The following is a 19337-nucleotide window of genomic DNA, read 5'->3' as shown; positions in this document are numbered from 1 at the left end:
ATTAAACAAAACATACAGTAAAACTTAGCATAAGTTTTCTTCGGGGCAGGGTGCAATTCCCTACCGGCGGTTACAGTCCGCGACTCCTTTTTCATTAAAGGACTGATTTGGTGAAATTCCAAAACCGACAGTTAAAGTCTGGATGGGAGAAGAAAATGAAACAATCAATAAGGCTATCTTATGGACTTATTGTGTTGTATTTCATTTCCATGTACCGAAGTGTATTTTAACTTTTAAAGTAAAATAACATGGAAAAATTATTAGAAAAATTCGGAGTTTCCTCCAGAGAACGTGTAGAAAATGCACTTTTAAAATTACAACAAGGCAAAGGAATCCTTTTAGTGGATGACGAAAATCGCGAAAACGAGGGCGATATTATCTTTCCCGCCTCTACCATCACAGAACAAGATATGGCGCTTTTGATCCGCGAATGCAGCGGCATAGTCTGCTTATGTATTTCAGAAGAAAAAAGTAAACATCTTAAACTTCGTCCTATGGTAGAAACCAATAACAGTAAAAATCAGACGGCATTTACCATTTCTATTGAAGCCAGAGAAGGTGTTGAATCCGGTGTTTCAGCAAAAGACCGGGTAACAACGATCAGAACAGCAATTGCAGAACATGCTTTAGCCGATCATATTGCCAGTCCGGGACATGTCTTCCCGCTTATAGCCAAAAAAGGGGGTGTATTTGAAAGAAGGGGTCACACGGAAGGAAGTGTAGATCTTGTAAAAATGGCCAACCTGGGTGATGATGCGGTCCTTTGTGAGCTTACCAATGAAGACGGCTCCATGGCACGATTACCGGAAATCGTAGACTTTGCCATAAAAAAAGGAATGAGCGTTGTCACGATTGAAGATATTCATACCTACCGCAGGATGATCAGCCAAAACTAAATCGACCTATTTAACGTACAGAAAACAGCTCCGGAGATTTCCGGAGCTGTTTTTATGATCAATAGCCTCTAGCATTTCATTATACTCAAAATATACTCTAAGGATTCCTCCACTTCTCTTACACTCCGTTTCTGAAATCGAAGATTAGACGCAGTCAATGACAAAGTTTATGTATTATTTATAAGCGATTTTACTATTTTGCAATTCAACGATTTTGCCTCCTTACCAACAACATCATCGAGATTCCTTCACTTCGCTTACGCTCCGTTTCTGAATGACAAACTGCATGGTTATATTCTTAATACCTTGATATGTATATATTCTGTCATTTCGAACGCAGTGAGAAATCTCTTAATGATCTTAATAGCTTATTATTTCTTAATGTTTTAATATTAAGATTCTTCACTACTCAGGTTATCAATAAATCTATCATTAGAAAGTGGCTGCAGGAGCTGTTGAATTATTGAGTTTTTTCTGCAAATCAGTCTTCTTCCCTTTGGAGAAATCATAACTGAATCCGAGAACAAACATCGACTTGTTATTCATAATCTGGCTGGTTCTGGAGTAATTAACCAGACTTTCCGGAAGACTTTTGGTCTTGTATTCAGATGGCATTCCTATCCAATACATTCCTGTAGAGAGTGTCCAGTCTTTGTGTTTATAGCTTGCAAAAATATGATTAGCATTTTCGTTGGTGTTGAGGAAGGCTCCACTTAATTTAAACACCGGAATGTTCACCTGATATTCAATGGAAAACGATTTATATTCCGAAGAAATGACAAAGTTGTTTTCTACATAATTGTTTTTAATCAAGGCTCCTTTACTGGTTCTTACCGTTTCGGAGGAAGGGGATATCGCCGCTTTGACAACAACTAGATTGTTCCCAAAAGGTTTATAAGAACCCGTAAGCTGAACCCCGTACTGTTTCGAACTTTTTGCATTTTCATAGGTAAGTGCATAACCGCCCAAAGTTTCGTCTAAGACATAAAACTGATTAATGGTACGACGCGTGTCCCAATAAAAAGCATTTGCATTAAAATCAAAATATTTATTATTAAATGAATAGATCAGATTATTTCCCCATGTCAGCTGAGATTTTAGAAAAGGATTTCCTTTTTGTACAATATTGGGAGCCATTTGAACCACGTTGCTGCTGAGCGCTGCACTCCATGGACTTTTGGGTTTATAACTGCTTGTCAGGCGGAGACTTTGATTTCCCTTCAGCTGATAGCCTAAGATTACTTTAGGCGTAATAGACCACTCATCGAATGTTGTTTCGGCACTTTTATTATGAATATTGGTGAGACCTGCTCCAAGCCGGTAAGAGAATTTTTTAATTTTCCCGGAAAACTCCGTATAAAAATATTGTTCCAGATAATTCACTTTGTATTCGGAGAATCCTACCAAATTTTGCAGATCATTAGAAATAGAAGTCGTGGAAATCCGGTAACCGGAAGAAAGCTTTCCAGCTTCAAAATCGTGGGTATGGGCAACCTCTCCCACAAAGCCCGTTTGCTTGGCCTTGAGGTTCATATCATTATCAAAAACTGAATTTCCCGTGGCAGTCACCCACTCTTTCGCAAACTCGGAAGTATTGGTTGTAAAATGAGAACCCACGAGGTTCAGACTTAATTCATCTTTTTTACTCAGATTTTTGGAGAAATACAAATCCAGAGTGGGTGTTACATAATCTGTAGCCCCTCTTTTCATCATGGTATGTTCTTCCGTAGTATTATCTTTGGTGAAAACACTCTGCCCATTTCCTTTAACGAAGCTGTTAAAAATATCCATGTTTAATTTTGCCTGAAAAGAATATTGATCAGGAACCATACGTGTATATCTTAAAGCAACATTTTGAAAAGTATATCCGAAATGATCCGTCTTATTCTCATCCGAAAGATAACGGCTGTTGTCTAATTGATAATCATAAATGCTATGGACTTTCCTGTTATCATAATCTCTTAAATTAATAGAATATTCCAAGCCAAAATTATTCTTTCCTTTCGTATAATTAGCATAGGCAGATCCATTTACAAACCCTGTGTTCAATGCAGAGCTAACGTCAGTCCCGAAAACATATCCGGTTTCATTGGATCGGGTAATGATGTTGATTACCGTATCTGCTCTGGTTGCCCATCGTGCCGGAGGGATATCATAATATTCCACTTTTACTACTTCACTGGGAGCCACACTCCGGATCTGCATATCCGTCGCTTCAATTCCGTTAATAAGAAAAAGCGAGGTACCTCCTTTGGTACTTTTAATCGTATTGGAAACAGGATCCAGCTGCAACTCCGGTAATGTCTTCAGCAAATCTTTTGCATACCGGGCTTTTTCCAAGGCAGCTTTATCAAAAGTATATACCGATTTATCTGCAAATTGTTTCTTACGCTGAGATTTTATAATGATTTCCTGGATTTCTGCTGTCTTTGTATGATCCACCGTATCTGTTTTAACATTTTCCTGTGAAAAAACAAAAGCTCCACAAAGAAAAAGAACAGCTCCTATAATTTTTTTCATAACATAAATGGAATAAAGTAATAATATAAAGTAGAACAATTCATACAGCTCAATTGTTACATTGGAATATTGGCATCATGCTACATTCCATATTACTGAGCCCAATTATGAAAAATTAAAAGCTCAAACTGTTTTAAAATATCTGTTTAAAGGCTGAGTGCCAATAAGAAAGTGATCATCAAAAGCACTCATTATAAAAATTAGAATGGTTTTTTTATATCTTTAAGCCCGTAATAATTTATTTCGGATTAATATTTTCGTATGAAAATCCTTATCATTGAAGACCATAAAGAGCTCGCTGCGAATACCACAGACTATCTAAAGAAAGAAGATTATATCTGTGAAGTCGCTTCAAATGCTCAAGAAGCTTTAGAAAAAATTGAGCTTTTTGAGTATGACTGTATCCTTTTGGACCTCATGCTTCCTGATGGTCATGGACTGGAACTTTTAAAGCACATCAAAAACGTTGCTCCCCAGGCAAGTGTCATCATTGTTTCTGCAAAAAATTCTTTGGATACTAAGCTCACAGGATTAGACGACGGAGCCGATGATTATATTACAAAGCCTTTTTCCTTGCCGGAACTTCATTCTAGAATAAAAGCCGTTTTAAGAAGAAAAACTCCCGAAACGAACCGGCATCTTAATTTTAATGAAATTACGATTGATCTGGAATCTAAAGAATGCAAAATCAATGATCAGCTGATTAACCTTACCAAAAAAGAACTGAATCTGCTGATTTATTTCATTAATAATCAAAACAGAATGCTTTCTAAACAGGCTATTGCAAGCCATCTTTGGGGAGATTACACTTATAGTATTGATAATATAGACTTTGTATATCAGCATTTAAAAAACCTCCGGAAAAAAATTCTTGATGCCGGCGGAAAAGATTACCTGCAGACGGTGTATGGACTAGGTTATAAATGGATTGACAAATGAATTTAAGTTTCCGTTTTGCAAGAGCATTTACCATCCTGGTATTCTTCGTACTTACTATAGGTTTTACCATTTTGTATTTTGCCTTTGAAAGGGCGACCATGCGTTCGGCTATCCTTAAATTAGAAGATTTAAATGAGTATGTCACTCACAAACTGGAACAAGATTCCACGTATGACTATCTTACATTTCATCATCGCCAAACCCAGGTGAAACTCCTTCCTGCCAATTCTAAAAATGCCAAGGAAAAAATTATCGAAGAAAAATACATCTGGAATAAAAGTATACAATCTTATATCAACAAAATTACCGTAGTCACCTATCCGGTCATTCATCAGAAAAAATATGCGATCACAAGTGTCCGGTATATTACCATTATCGAAAATCATTTTTTGATAAGCCTCATCATGGTTGTTGCCTGGATTATGGTATTCCTGATCATTCTTACGATTATCGTAAGTGTTTTGGTTTCTAAAAAAATCCTTGAACCGTTTTATCACGCCATGGATGAAATAAAAAAATTCAGACTGAAAGACAACCGTCCCATGAACCTGATGGAGACCCAAACTGAAGAATTTAAATCATTGAACGGGTTCCTCATCAAAATGTCTGAAAGCTCTAAAAAAGATTATCATTTATTGGAGGAACTATCTGAAAATACTTCCCATGAATTGCAAACCCCTTTAGCTTCGATCAAAGGAAAAATAGAATTGTTGATGGACAGTGAGCTTTCAGAAAACCAACTGACAACTCTTTCTTCCATGAATGATGAACTTGATAGACTTTCATCTATCAATCAATCGCTTATTCTTTTAGCAAAACTGGATCATTTTGAGAAAAGCGATTCACACCTCGTTAATTTTTCGGAACTGCTTAAAGAACGGATTTATTATTTTGAAGATCTGTTTGAAATTCAGAATCTAACCGTGACCAAGGATATACAGGAGGACGTATATCTTAATTTTGATAAAAATTTAGCTACCATTGTTATCAACAACCTCATCAATAATTCTAAAAGACATAATATAGATCACGGAAAGATCTCCGTTATACTTACAGATCAATATTTCCAGATTTCAAATACCGGAAATCCACCTTCTATTCCTACGGAAGAATTATTTAAAAGATTCAAGCGTGGAAACCCCAATCAAAACTCTATCGGGATCGGTTTGGCCCTCGTGAAGAAGATTTTGGAGATCTACAACACAGAAATCTCTTATCATTTTGAGAACAACCAGCACACTTTAAGAGTCAATTTCATAAAATAAACCACTGAAAAACAAAAAGATAACAACAAATATTCAAATCTTATCAAAACTTCAGAATTTCTTCAGAATTTATATATTGTTTAGGTGCAAACAAAACATCAATGAAAAAGTTATTTCTCATTTTCAGTTTAACTGTCCTATCTTATACCTACGGACAGGATACTGTAAGGGTTGATAAAAGTTCTGAAAAAGTTCTTCCTGAGAAAAACCCTTTAGATGTAGGGGAACTCAAAATCAAATTGAATCCAGAAGGTGATAAATGGCTGAAATTTGGGATTTCAAGCCAAATATGGTTACGTAGTATTGACAACAATCCTGGAACCCAAGTTAATGGAGTTCCACAGGATCAGACCTACGATGCAGGAATACGAAGAATGAGGGTAACCATTCAAAGCCAGATCACTCCTTTTTATTCTGTTTTTTTACAAATGGGAATCAACAATCAGAGTTTTATCTCCGGAGGTGGAACCGGAACCGGAAATAGTGGGGCCGGGAAAAAAGCACCTTTTTTCATGCATGATGCGTATAATGAATTAGCTATTATCCCCAGAAATAATTTTTATACAGGAAAGCCCAATAAATATAACCTCTATCTGGGAGCCGGTCTCCATTCATGGAATGGGGTAAGCCGTTTAACCAACGCTAGCAGTACCAAAATGCTGGCAGGTGACCTTCCAATCTTTAATTTTCCCATGATAGAAATAGCAGATCAGTTTTCAAGACAATTGGGAATCTTTGTTCATGGAGAATTAGACAGACTTAACTATCGATTCAGCATTAATAAGCCTTTTGCGACCAGTCTAAAGCCTACCGTTGGAGGACCAGCCGTAGATAATAACCAAAGTGGAAAATTATCTTATGCCGGATATGTCTTCTATCAGTTCTTCAATAAGGAAACTACTACTACAGCCTTTTTACCCGGGAATTATCTCGCTACTAAAAAAATTCTGAATATCGGAACCGGTTTCTATGCTAACAAAGATGCTACACAAACCCAACCTTCAGAAAATGTCTTCCAATCTCATTCTGCTAATATCTTTGGAGCCGATGTTTATTCCGAAATTCCTCTTGGTGATAAGAAGAAAGAAATGGGGCTCACCCTTTATTCTGTTTTTTACAACTACAATTACGGACCTAATTATTTAAGAATGAGCGGACTACTAAACCCGGGAACACCAGATCCTACTTTCACCGGACAAAGAGCTCTGGAAGGTGCGGGAAATAACAGAGTTTTAATGGGAACCGGAAATATCTGGTTTTCGCAGGTAGGTTTTGTTCTTCCTAAGTTCAGTACGATTCTCAAGGTTCAGCCTTTTTTCAATTATGCACTGAAAGATATGAAAGCGCTTAATCAAAGCGGCAGCTATTATGATGTTGGTGCCAGCTTTTATCTCTATGGACAAAATGCACGAATTGTTGCCCAATACAGCAGCAGGCCTTTATACGACATCGTATCCAAAACTATTTTCGATAGAAAAGGAGAGTTTTTATTATCTCTCCAAATTACACTTTAAAAAATTTAATATCTTATTTATATGAATACTACTCCGATTACTACTGCCCAAAGGATCAAAGCCATTGTCGGCGGCTCAATAGGAAACCTGGTCGAATGGTATGACTGGTATGCTTATGCAGCTTTCGCCATTTACTTTTCCAATTCATTTTTCCCGGATTCCGACCTTAATGCACAGCTGATGAATACCGCAGGAATATTTGCTGTAGGATTTCTGATGCGTCCCATCGGTGGATGGCTATTCGGCAGTATTGCTGATAAGATAGGGCGAAAAAGAGCGATGACTCTTTCTGTTCTACTGATGTCATTCGGCTCCTTACTTATTGCTCTTACGCCAACATATGAAACCATAGGAATTTTAGCACCTATCCTCCTTTTAATCGCAAGATTGTTACAAGGATTAAGTGTAGGTGGAGAATATGGTGTATCAGCAACCTATCTCAGTGAAATGGCAACAGAGGACAGAAGAGGTTTCTATTCAAGCTTTCAGTATGTCACCCTCATCGGAGGACAGCTGATTGCATTGGGAATTCAATTGGTATTACAAAAAGTACTTCTCACAGAGGCTCAGCTGGAAGACTGGGGCTGGAGAATTCCTTTCATCATCGGGGCCGCACTTTCGGTAATTGCACTTTACTTAAGAGCTAATCTTCATGAAACCGAAGCGTTTGAAAATAAAAAAGACATGAATGAAAAGAAAAAAGGAACGATTAAAGAACTTCTTAAGCATCCTAAAGCTTTACTTACTGTAGTAGGATTAACCTTGGGAGGAACATTGGCATTCTATACGTACACGACTTATATGCAGAAGTTTTTGGTAAATACCGTTCATCTTACAAAAGAACAGTCTACCCTGATTTCTTTTATCTCATTATTCATTTTTGCTTGTCTTCAACCTGTTTTTGGAGGTCTGTCGGATAAAATCGGGAGAAGACCTCTGTTGTTAGGCTTCGGAATCCTGGGTACTCTATGTACTGTTCCTTTGCTTACAGCTTTGAGCACCACAACTTCTATGTGGGGAGCTTTCTTTTTAATTATGGCTGCTTTAATTATTGTAAGTGGATACACTTCCATTAATGCTGTAGTGAAAGCTGAACTCTTCCCATCAGAAGTGCGAGCGTTGGGTGTGGGTCTACCCTATGCTTTAACGGTTGCTATTTTTGGGGGAACTGCAGAGTATATTGCTCTTTGGCTGAAACAGGCTGATATGGAATCTTATTTTTATTGGTACATTACTGCCTGTATTTTCTTTTCTTTGGTTGTTTATGTCCGAATGAAAGACACTAAAGAAACATCGACACTGAATAAGGACTAAGAAATATATTGATCATTAAGAAGACGCGCCACAGAAATTCTGTGGCGCGTCCTTTATTTTATCTTAGCTATAAGCTTCTCTGAATTTGACAATAAGCTCATCTAAATTGTGACGCTGCACATAAATTGTTTTTACCTCTTCATATCTCGGCGATTTATAGAATACCTCATGAAAGTCCATACTTCCATTTCCTACTTTCACTACTTTTTTCACTTCGATATTCAACTTTCTCAATTCGTCTCTTAGGACTTGAAATTCATCTTGTATATTATTTATATTATTCATTGGTATTTTGGGTTTAATTAAAAAACTTCAACTTTATTCATAGCACCCCTTCCATTTTCGAGGGGCAATTATGAATTCATACTAAATTTAGTGAATTTCTGAATACAAACAGCAGGCTTCACTAAATTTTTATTAATTTCAATACGCTGCAAAAACTATACCTATTATGGTAGGGATAGCATAATAATTGTAAAAAAAATATAGGTAATCATCACGAAATGAGGACAAAGCAGCCCATATCAGGTATTCTTCCATTCTTTATTGGTTAATTTTTTTTTAGAATTAACAAGCATTCATCGGCATTTCCGTTAATATTCTTAATTAATTAAAAAATTTTGTAACATTTTATCAAGGCTTGTATCTAAAAGGCAAATAAACCATTAAAACTTAGAAAAAATGAAAAAACTAATCTTCTTAACCATCTTATTATTATTCATGGTTCTATGTGTCAATGTATTTGGCCAGACAAAATCTTATCCATTTGAAGTGCAAAAAACCGGACAGGGTAAACAAGCTTTAATTTTCATTCCGGGGTTTGCTTCCTCAGGAGAAGTGTGGAAAGAAACAACAGCAAAATTTGATAAAACATTCACGTGCTATACTTTAACTATGGCTGGATTTGCAGGAGCTCAGCCAAAACCTGATGCAAGTTTCAAAAGTTGGGAAGATGGCATTGCAACTTATATTAAAGATCACAAAATTGAAAAGCCTATCATTATCGGGCATAGTATGGGCGGGGGTTTAGCATTGGCTATTGCCGCAGACTATCCTGATTTAATCGGAAAGATTATCATTGTAGATGCATTACCCTGCTTATCTGCCCTGATGGATCCCTCTTTTGTTTCTAAAGAAAATAATGACTGCTCTTCTATGATTACGAAAATGACATCCATGACGGATGAACAGTTTCGCCAGATGCAAAACAATGCTATCCCAAGGCTTTTAGCGGACACGACAATGAAAGAAACGGTGATCGGCTGGAGTATAAAATCTGATAGAAAAACCTTTGCAGCCATGTATTGTGATTTTTCTAACACCGATTTACGGGAAAAAATAAAAAATATACAGTGTCCTTCTCTTATTTTATTGGAGTCTTATTTTACTAATTTTAAACCAGCTATTGAAGATCAGTATAAAAACCTGAAAAATGCAGATTTCCAATACGCTAACAAAGGGTTACACTTTATCATGTATGACGATAAGGAATGGTATTTTGCCCAATTAAATAAATTCTTATCCGCTCAATAATGGAATTTGAAAAAATTTATGACCTCTATTGGCAAAAGATATTCCGCTTGTGCATGGGATATGTCAATGATCCTGAGCTCGCACAGGACCTCGCACAGGAAACCTTTATTATTGTATGGCAGCAGCTGCCGAAATTCAGGAATGAATCCAATATAGGAACCTGGATCTTCAGAATAGCATCCAATAACTGTTTACGACAGATAGAAAAAGAAAAACGATTTATAAAGGCTTCCTTACCCTTCAATTTGGAAGAAAAGAAACAAGAATCTTTAGAAACTGAGATTCAGCTTCTTTACCAATTTATTTCAGAACTTCCTGAAACCGATCGTATCATTATTTCATTGGAACTGGAGGAAGTAAAACAGGCAGAAATAGCCAATATCATAGGGCTTTCCGAATCCAATGTAAGGGTAAAAATTCATAGAATAAAAGAAAAGTTAACGCAAAAGTTTAAGGAAAATGGAACCTACTAATATCGATTTCAAAAATATATGGCAGCAGCAAAAGTCAAACAAGCCTAACATTGACGATTTACTGAATAAGTTAAAACATTTCAAAAACAAAAGTTTACGAAAACTGGTTATTACCAACGTTTTATTAGTCGCAACCAGCATTTTCATCGGTTTGATCTGGTTTCATTATCAACCACAGTTCACCAGTACTAAAATCGGAATTGTCCTGACTATTTTAGCCATGGCTGTTTATCTGGCTGCTTACAATAAATTATTTATGTTTTTTTATAAGACAGATGATACCCAAACCAGTAGTGAATATTTACAGAGTCTTTACATTCTGAAAAACAAACAAAGGTTTATGGAAACCACCATGATCAATATATACTTTATCATGCTAACCGGTGGAATCAGCTTATATATGTATGAATATACTTCAAGAGTGACACTCTTAATGGCTATCGTCACGTATGGAATTACCTTATTATGGGTAGGATTCAACTGGTTTTATATAAGACCCAGAACGATCAGAAAACAGCAAACGAAGCTTAATGAGCTCATCAAAAAATTCGAAAGTATTAACAAACAGTTAAAAGAATAAAAAAAATGATATAAAATATCTTCTATCATCATGTCTTTTGTAATTTAGCTCCTGTTTAAATTCAACATATTATTATGAGTTCGTCAACCGATAAAAGTCACTGGGAAACGGTCTATGAAACCAAGAGCCCGGATCAGGTAAGCTGGACACAGGAAAAACCTCAGGTTTCGCTTGATTTCATCTCTTCTTTTGGTCTTTCCAAAGATGCCAGTATCATTGATATCGGAGGTGGTGACAGTAATCTTGTTGATTTTCTTCTTGATGAAGGATATCATAATATTACCGTATTAGATATTTCCGAAAAAGCTTTGGAAAAGGCTAAAAAGCGATTAGGAAGCAGAGCTGAAAAAGTAACCTTCATCGCAACAGATATCGCGGAGTTTGAGCCTGAAACCCATTATGATATCTGGCATGACAGAGCTGCTTTTCATTTTCTGACAGAACAAGACCAAATTTCAAAATATCTTGCAATTGCCGAAAAAAGCATCAATCAGTTTATGGTGATTGGTACTTTTTCCAAAAACGGTCCCGCTCAATGCAGTGGATTGCCCATTCGCCAGTATAGTGAAGAGTCTATGGAAAAACAATTTGAAAATCACTTCGAAACAATAAAATGTACCTCATCAGATCATATAACCCCTTTCGGCACTACCCAAAATTTCACATTCTGTAGTTTTAAAAAACGGTAGCAAGATCACTGCTTCATAAAAAAACTAAGTAGCCTTTTATTGATCCAGAAGTAATATTATCAAAATGAAAAAATTCCTTACCGCTTTACTTTTATCCTTGTTCTCTTTCTTTTATGCACAAGATTCAATAAAAAAGCCAACCCCTATTACTAAAGATACGAAATTTGGATTGGCACTCAGTGGGGGTGGTGCAAAAGGATTTGCCCATATCGGAATTTTAAAAACCATCGATTCCCTTGGCATCAAGATAGATTATATTACTGGTACCAGTATGGGTGGTATTCTTGGAGGATTATATGGTATGGGATACAATGGCGAACAATTAAAGGAGATGGTATATGGAATGAATTGGAGAAGAATTCTAAGCAATAAAATTCCTTATAACCAAATCAACATCAGCGAAAAGGACGAGTACAATAAATATATCCTTGAGTTTCCGATCATCGGCGGAAAGCCATCATTACCCGATTCTTATATAGAAGGTCAATACATGGGTGAAGTACTCAATAACCTTACTTTTCCCGCAAAACATATCAATGATTTCAGTAAGCTGCCGATCCCTGTAGAGCTCACCTCATCAGACATCGTTAACGGAGGGCTTGTGATGCAGAAAAAAGGATCTCTCGCATTGGCTATCCGCTCTACTTTAGCTATTCCTGCAGCTTTTGCACCCGTATATATCGATGGAAGATTGCTTGTAGACGGAGGATTAGACCGAAATTTTCCGGTACAGGAAGTAAAAGATATGGGAGCTGAATATGTCATCGGAGGCTACACAGGATTCAGACTTTTCACCAAAGAAGAGATCAAAAATCCTATGAAAATGATTTACCAGACCCATGCTTTCCATTCTGTTCAGGATTTTAATGAACAAAAGAAAATGTCTGATATTATGGTCGATTTTGTCACTCCTCTTAACGATATTACTACCAAAGATTTCAGAAAATATAAAGAGATCATTAAAATCGGTGAGCAGGAAGCAAAAAGACATCTTCCGGAATTTGTAGCTCTTGCTAATGAACAAAAAAGGCTGGGTATTATTTATGATCACAAACTGATTGAAGAAGTTAAAAAACCTACTATACAGTTCACCTACAATGAAGATAACGGAACTCCCATAAGTAACCCATCAGAAATCCAGGCAATCAGAAGCCTGATGGGACTGAAAGAAGGTGTATATTATGATGCCAAGACAATCAATGCTGCTATCGACAGGGTTTTCGGGATGAAACAGTATGACAGGGTTTATTACACTTATACGGACTCCCCAGATGGTTTGATTATGAATATTTTCGTAAAAAGAGCGGCACAAAGTGCCGTTAAACTAGCACTTCATTATGATAATGAGCAGTCTGTAGGAATTATCCTCAACTATACCTACCGTGATTATGCTGAAGGAAAATTCCGGGCATTGGCCACTGTGGATATCTCTGAACGTTTCAAGGCCCGTCTACAGTTTCAAAAATTTCTGGATACCGACTATCGCTGGTGGGTAAGTTTGGAAGGAAATATTTCTTTCTTAAAAAGTAATGACCTTATCTTAAGATTTTCCGACAATCACGACGCTAGCAATAACTTATTTTTCCCTAACTATATCTACAGAAACATTAAAGCCAGCACAGCCATCAATTATTCTGTTCATCCTAATGCCGTGGCATCGTTCGGTTTAAACTTTAATGCGGAAAAATTGAATAGGTCGGTTGACAGGATCAGCCAGACCTTTACAGATTTATACAGCAGGAAAGTATATTATCACACGAATCTCGATCTGTTTTTTAAATTCAACCAAAACAATTTTAATAAAAGATACTATCCCACTTCAGGAAACAATTTACAGTTTATTACCAAATACTATTTTGGAGATCAGTACGGATTATATGATTTGAAACAAATACAGCCTGAATTGTATGATTATTTGAATCCCGGGTCCGAAGAATATTACAAACCCAAAAATCTTATTAGCCTTACTTTAAATGAAAACTATATCTTACCTCTGAGTAAGAGGTTTGCCATAAAAGCCAACGCATTTTTAGGAACTAGCTTCTCGCCTCAAACCCTGGGACCTTCAGACGGTGCCCCTTACTTTTTTCTCAATCAAAAATTTAACCTTGGGGGGAGCGAATACAATTTTGACGGGATGAGCCCAGAGTTTAATGGATTCAGGCAAAAAGAAATCCCTATAAATTCTGTTGCCAAAGTTGGCCTTGAAGTTCAATATAGAATTTATCACAAGCTTTATCTCACCCCATCATTTCATTACGCTGCGGTAAGCGATGAACTCTCCCCTTTTAAAAGCAATACCAAACTTATCGGTTATGGGCTTAATTTGGGATACGAATCTCTTCTAGGACCTATCAACATCAATATATCGAGAAATGATGTACTGAATCTCTGGAGGGCATATTTCAGTATTGGTTTTAAATTCTAATTATTATCTATAAAAGGAATTTATTCTGAAATAAAAAATTGGACTGGAGCCAGGAATAAGTTAGTTATCAACTCTGGATTATTATTTTAAATAATTCTCCTGTTATTGATATTTTTATTAATTTAATCACTTAAATCAATAAAAATATCAATAACATTATGAAAAAACTATTATTCTCTATTATTCTGGGTATATCATGGTCCCCTTTTTACTCACAGAACACTGAGATCATTGAATGTGGAACTGATGAGTTAATGAAAAAGCATTATCAGAGGTTTCCCGAACAAAAAGCACAAGATGATGCATTTAATTTAGAATTGTCAAAGCTCATCAAAAGTGGAAAACTGGCATCGACTCTAAATAAAAATCAGATATACGAGATCCCTATCGTTGTCCATGTCGTAGGAGACGGTAGTCCTGTAGGTTCTGTCAATAATAAATCTGATGCCGATATCATTGCCTGGGTAAACTATACGAACGGGGTTTTCTCAGGGAACTCATCCAGCGGAATGTCATCCTCGAGCGCCCAGTTACCCGTAAAATTTGTTTTTGCCAAGATTGATCCCAGTTGTAACTCCACGAATGGGATCAATAGAATCAATGCATCCAACCTGCCTAAATATGTCAGCGGCGGTGTCAACAACGACAATACAGCCAATGCAGTAACAGCATCTGAGATTACGAGCCTGGGCATGTGGGATACCAGTAAATATTACAATATTTATGTTGTTAAAAAATTAGCTTCTAATGCAGGAACATTAAATGGTTTCGCTTATTATCCCGGTGGAAGTAATGACTATTCTTTTATGTCAACCAATGCATCCGCAGTTAATGCGCAAACTCTGGCTCATGAATTCGGGCATGCATTAGGATTACGCCATACCCATGAAGGGTTTAACGATTCTACGGGAGCCTGTCCTACTAATACGGATTGTACGCTTCAGGGAGATCTAGTATGTGATACGGAACCTATGAAAAGCCTTTACCATTCATCAGTTCCCTATACCTGTCAGACAGGACAAATTAATCCATGTACAAATCAGCTGTATGCCGGCGGAGAACGAAATGTTATGTCTTATACCTTCTGCTTCAGGGATCTTTTTACACAGGGGCAATCTGACAGAGCAACCGCTCAGCTTCTTCAATACAGACAATCTTTGATTAATTCTCCGGCAGCTAATGGAACACCGGCTAATAATTCAGTATCCTTAGTAACCGCTTGTACTCCTTCCACTATTACCAATCCTGGAAACTTTAATATTGGAGTTACTTCTGTTCAATTTGGAAGCATCAATAATTATTCAGCCAACTACAAAGCAGCTGCCAATAATTTTTATGAGAATTTTACAGGTAACTATTGTTTAGGAACTTCTAAAACCACAATACAAGCCGGAACTGCCACCACTCTTACCGTGGCACCGGGAACAAGTAATGCCCATATTATTAAAGCATACATTGATTATAACAACGATGGCCAGTTCAATGAAACAACAGAGCTGGTTCTTAACCAAAGCAACGTAGCCAATAACTCAGTGGCTACAGCATCGGTAACTCCTCCATCCAACGCTGTCACTAACACTCCTTTACGAATGAGAGTGATTGGGGATTTCAACGGTACAGCAGTTACAGCATGCTATACTCCAAGATATGGACAGGTTGAAGACTATTCTGTGATCATACAGCCACGTACCTTATCTACCAAAGAGACTCAGGAAATTTTAGCTGATATCTCCAAAGTAGAAAATTCAGTGTATGTAAAAAGTGATGTGAAAATCGTTTCTCTAAATATTTATGATGCTTCGGGAAGGGTACTCATTACTCAGTCTAATCTCAGATCTCTAGAGTCTACTATTCCGTTAAATGCGAAAAATATTGTTGTAACCGTAAGGGCAACACTGGAAAACGGAAAGGTAATCACCAAGAAATTAAAATTCTAATACCAACAGTAATTATACAAAAAGAGAGCCTCACAGCTCTCTTTTTTATTGAAATCCCTCTAAGGGAAATTCTTTATGAATTATGTTTTTCTTCTTCCATTTCTACCTCATGTTTAAGCTGCGCTTTATATAAGGTGGAATAATATCCGTTTTTATTGAGAAGCTCCATATGTTTACCTTCCTCAACTATTTTCCCATGTTCCATTACAATAATTTTATCCGCTTTTTCAATAGTTGAAAGTCTGTGTGCGATAATAATGGAAGTTCTGTTTTTTGTAATCTTCTCCGTTGCTCTCTGAATCAGCTTTTCACTTTCATGATCAATAGAAGAAGTTGCTTCATCCAGAATCAAAATTTTTGGATCAGACAGATAGGCTCTTAGGAAAGATAATAACTGTCTCTGACCTAATGATATCGATGAACCTCTTTCACTTACTACATAATCATAACCGCCCGGAAGCTGCTGAATAAATTCATCCACTTCAATTTCCCTGGCACCTGCTTTTATTTTATCTAAAGTAATGCTATCATCTCCAAAAGCAAGGTTTTCAAAAATACTTCCGTGGAACAGGAAAACATCCTGTAATACAACTCCAATATGACTTCTCAGGTTATACAACTCATAATCTTTAAGCTCTACATCATCAATAAAAATCTCACCTGAATTAATATCATATAGTCTTGTAATCAAACTGATAATAGTAGATTTCCCAGCTCCGGTTGCTCCAACAATCGCAACTGTTTCTCCAGGATTTACTTTAAAATTAATTCCTTTTAAAACCTCTTGCTTTTCATCGTAAGCAAAACGTACATCTTTAAATTCAATCTTACCATCAAAATGGTCTTTGCTTACCGTACCATGATTAGGCATTGCATAATCTTCATCCATGACTCCAAGAACTCTCTCGGCTCCTACAATCCCACGCTGAATATTATTAAAACGGTCGGCAATCTGTCTCAATGGACGGATTAGCATTGAAATATACTGGATAAAAGCGATCACCACCCCTGCACTAATGGTAATATACCCCCCGTAAAACAGGATAAAACCAATAAAAAGTGAAGAAATAAGTTCTACTACAGGAAAGAACAATGAAAATATGAAAACCGTTCTTAACAAAGCATCCTTCAATTTAATGTTGATGACATCAAACTTTTTGAATTCAGCCTCCTGTCTGTTGAAAACCTGAATGATCGGCATCCCCGCTAATCTTTCCTGAACAAAAGAGTTTTGATTAGCAGTCCAGGTTCTTTCATCTCCAAAGGCTTTTTTCAATCTTTTTTGAAAAAATCTGGTAATCATTACCATCAAAGGAAGGATCGCAAGCGTGATATAACTGAGATGAACATTGGTACTGAACATCATAATCAATACAAATACGATTCTCAGGATATCTCCGAAAACCATCAGAAAGCCATCTGTATATACGGTAGCAATGGTTTCCACATCACCTACAGCACGTGTTACCAATTGTCCTATCGGAGTTTTGTCAAAGAATGCAGTTCTGAAATAAATCAGCTTGGCATACAGCCTTTCTCTGATATCTCTGATGACATTCTGGGAAATAAAATTAGAAAAGTAAACTAAGAAAAAATTTAAAATAGTTTCAGCAAAAACCAATCCTATCAAGATATAGATATGCTTCATCATTAAAGCCTTATCCTGTAGCTTGGTGATATCATTATCTACCACTAGCATGGTCAGATAAGGTCTGTAAGTAGAAACTATTGATAGTATTATAGAAATTATCAGGGTAAGGATAAACCAGGACCGGAATTTCATCCCGATAAAGAAAAGCCTTTTAATAATTTCCCAGGTATCTTGTTTTTTCATTGTACGGATTGAAGAAAAGAATTAAATAAATTCTTTGCAAAAATAACACTTTATAATTTGAAAGCCTGAACAACTAACCCAAATAATAATAGAAAAACAGCGATATCAATTATTTAAAATATGAATATCATCTGTTAATCAGCTATTCCTAAAATAGAGTATATTTTATTTCAAAATTACAAAATTATAGTATATATCAAGATAATACATGTAATTGATCAGTATTTTTACCTATTCTCCTTCATTCCAATTTCCTCAATATCCAGACTCGGCTTTTGAAGGCTTTCTTTCTGCAGCTTTTTTTCAATAAGCTGGTAAATACCCCAAACTGCAGCAATAGCAACCAACCAGCTTATAACATTCACCCATGAAAAACCACTATAATTATCATCAAAAGAATTGGGTTGAATCAATCCCATATATAACCCGTAGCAAAAAAGAAAAGCCAGCTGAAACCCAAAGTAGATCGCAATAGCCAAAAGCCCGAAGTGCCATTTGGTTTTCCCAAATCTTTCCGCCAGTGCGGCATAATATCTATAGGCTCCTATCAGAATAAATATCGACATCATAGGTTTAGATTTTTGAGGGTATTTTAAAATTCATAGCCTACATCCACCAGAAACAACCCGTGTGCCGGAGCTGAGGTTCCTGCTGAGTTACGGTTTTTATTCTCTATCACTTTACGCATATCTTCCGGTTTTAATTTTCCGGCTCCAATTTCAACCATTGTTCCGACAATAGCTCTTACCATATTTCTCAGAAAACGGTTGGCGGAAACCGTAAACTTTAGTTCGCTTCCATCCTGCTCCCACTCTGCTTTATACATTTTACAGATATTGGTTTTATTATCCGTCTTGAGTTTGGCAAAACTGGTAAAATCGTCATATTCAAACAAAATCTTACACGCTTCATTCATTGCATCGATATCCAGAGGTCTCCTCCAGTGTTGCCAGGCCGATTCCAGTGTAAAAGGATTCTTTTCCAGAGAAATATAATACTCATAGGTTCTGTAAGTCGCATCGAAACGCGCATGAAAATCATCTTTCACAGGAAAAATTCTTTTAACGGAAATATCTGGTGGGAGAAAGCTGTTCAGCCTATGAGAAAGCTGATCGCTAAGCTCTTGCCCGGTATCAAAATGGGCAAATATTTTTTTAGCATGGACACCGGTATCTGTCCTTCCAGCTCCTGTAATCTTAATTTCTTCTCTTAAAATAGTGGAAAGCGCTTTTTCCAATTCTTCCTGTACAGAATTAGCATCCGGCTGGATCTGATAACCGAAATAATTTTTACCGTTGTAAGAAAACTCAATAAAGTACCTCAATGTATTAAAATAACTCCACAAAAATACTTTAATTTTATGAAATAATTGTTGAAAAATCATTGAGAATATTGGATCAAATGCTCTTGAAAAT

Annotated in this window: 16 protein-coding genes and 1 riboswitch; of the genes, 11 read left to right on the top strand and 5 right to left on the bottom strand. The window is 36.5% G+C overall.

Annotated features, from left to right (window positions below; translation table 11 throughout):
- Positions 1-32 precede the first annotated feature (32 nt).
- Positions 33-158: riboswitch (FMN riboswitch) on the top strand.
- Between the two features lie 90 nt (positions 159-248).
- Positions 249-896: a 3,4-dihydroxy-2-butanone-4-phosphate synthase gene (gene ribB, locus CJF12_RS17255; protein WP_034685268.1), complete on the top strand. Its 648-nt coding sequence runs from the start codon at positions 249-251 to the stop codon at positions 894-896.
- A 432-nt stretch (positions 897-1328) separates the two neighbouring features.
- Here ribB and CJF12_RS17250 read toward each other — a convergent pair whose 3' ends face one another.
- Complete coding sequence (locus CJF12_RS17250; RefSeq protein ID WP_034685266.1) at positions 1329-3416, bottom strand: outer membrane beta-barrel protein; 2088 nt, start codon at positions 3414-3416, stop codon at positions 1329-1331.
- A 261-nt stretch (positions 3417-3677) separates the two neighbouring features.
- Here CJF12_RS17250 and CJF12_RS17245 point away from each other — a divergent pair, with 261 nt between their 5' ends.
- The 4 genes from CJF12_RS17245 (at position 3678) to CJF12_RS17230 (ending at position 8448) form a co-directional block, all read left to right on the top strand.
- Positions 3678-4355 carry a response regulator transcription factor gene (locus CJF12_RS17245; RefSeq protein WP_034685263.1) on the top strand — a complete coding sequence of 226 codons (678 nt, stop codon included), beginning with the start codon at positions 3678-3680 and terminating at the stop codon, positions 4353-4355.
- Positions 4352-5620, top strand: coding sequence for a sensor histidine kinase (locus tag CJF12_RS17240; protein ID WP_034685261.1), 1269 nt, complete (start codon positions 4352-4354; stop codon positions 5618-5620). The genes CJF12_RS17245 and CJF12_RS17240 overlap by 4 nt, the downstream gene beginning before the upstream one ends.
- A gap of 101 nt (positions 5621-5721) precedes the next feature.
- Positions 5722-7134 (top strand): hypothetical protein, encoded by a 1413-nt coding sequence (locus CJF12_RS17235; protein ID WP_051887302.1) that lies wholly within the window; start codon positions 5722-5724, stop codon positions 7132-7134.
- A 21-nt stretch (positions 7135-7155) separates the two neighbouring features.
- The gene (locus CJF12_RS17230; RefSeq protein WP_034685258.1) at positions 7156-8448 is read left to right on the top strand and encodes an MFS transporter; all 1293 of its coding nucleotides are present in this window, start codon (positions 7156-7158) and stop codon (positions 8446-8448) included.
- Between the two features lie 63 nt (positions 8449-8511).
- Here the strand turns inward: CJF12_RS17230 and CJF12_RS17225 are convergent, their stop codons facing one another.
- Entirely contained in the window at positions 8512-8733 is a 222-nt protein-coding gene (locus CJF12_RS17225; RefSeq protein ID WP_228379095.1) for a hypothetical protein, read from the bottom strand.
- Positions 8734-9129: 396 nt separating this feature from the next.
- Here CJF12_RS17225 and CJF12_RS17220 point away from each other — a divergent pair, with 396 nt between their 5' ends.
- From CJF12_RS17220 to CJF12_RS17195, 6 genes are all read left to right on the top strand, one after another.
- Positions 9130-9981, top strand: a complete 852-nt coding sequence (locus CJF12_RS17220) for an alpha/beta fold hydrolase (RefSeq protein WP_034685256.1) — start codon at positions 9130-9132, stop codon at positions 9979-9981.
- Positions 9981-10454 carry an RNA polymerase sigma factor gene (locus CJF12_RS17215; protein WP_034685254.1) on the top strand — a complete coding sequence of 158 codons (474 nt, stop codon included), beginning with the start codon at positions 9981-9983 and terminating at the stop codon, positions 10452-10454. Before CJF12_RS17220 ends, CJF12_RS17215 begins: the two co-directional genes overlap by 1 nt.
- Entirely contained in the window at positions 10441-11034 is a 594-nt protein-coding gene (locus CJF12_RS17210; protein ID WP_034685253.1) for a hypothetical protein, read from the top strand. The genes CJF12_RS17215 and CJF12_RS17210 overlap by 14 nt, the downstream gene beginning before the upstream one ends.
- Positions 11035-11108: 74 nt before the next feature.
- A complete protein-coding gene (locus CJF12_RS17205; protein WP_034685251.1) occupies positions 11109-11723 on the top strand; it encodes a class I SAM-dependent methyltransferase in 615 nt (204 codons plus the stop codon).
- Between the two features lie 64 nt (positions 11724-11787).
- On the top strand, positions 11788-14151 hold the full coding sequence (locus CJF12_RS17200) for a patatin-like phospholipase family protein (protein ID WP_034685250.1): 2364 nt from the start codon (positions 11788-11790) through the stop codon (positions 14149-14151).
- Between the two features lie 158 nt (positions 14152-14309).
- Complete coding sequence (locus tag CJF12_RS17195) at positions 14310-16088, top strand: GEVED domain-containing protein (protein ID WP_034685248.1); 1779 nt, start codon at positions 14310-14312, stop codon at positions 16086-16088.
- A 73-nt stretch (positions 16089-16161) separates the two neighbouring features.
- Here CJF12_RS17195 and CJF12_RS17190 read toward each other — a convergent pair whose 3' ends face one another.
- From CJF12_RS17190 to truA, 3 genes are all read right to left on the bottom strand, one after another.
- Positions 16162-17922 carry an ABC transporter ATP-binding protein gene (locus tag CJF12_RS17190; RefSeq protein ID WP_034685246.1) on the bottom strand — a complete coding sequence of 587 codons (1761 nt, stop codon included), beginning with the start codon at positions 17920-17922 and terminating at the stop codon, positions 16162-16164.
- A 227-nt stretch (positions 17923-18149) separates the two neighbouring features.
- Entirely contained in the window at positions 18150-18491 is a 342-nt protein-coding gene (locus CJF12_RS17185; protein ID WP_034685244.1) for a hypothetical protein, read from the bottom strand.
- A gap of 23 nt (positions 18492-18514) precedes the next feature.
- Positions 18515-19306 (bottom strand): tRNA pseudouridine(38-40) synthase TruA, encoded by a 792-nt coding sequence (gene truA, locus CJF12_RS17180; RefSeq protein WP_084675649.1) that lies wholly within the window; start codon positions 19304-19306, stop codon positions 18515-18517.
- Between the last annotated feature and the right edge of the window lie 31 nt (positions 19307-19337).

The sequence above is a fragment of the Chryseobacterium piperi genome, assembly GCF_002285635.2.
Lineage (GTDB): Bacteria > Bacteroidota > Bacteroidia > Flavobacteriales > Weeksellaceae > Chryseobacterium > Chryseobacterium piperi.
This window is presented reverse-complemented; position numbering and strand designations above follow the sequence as displayed.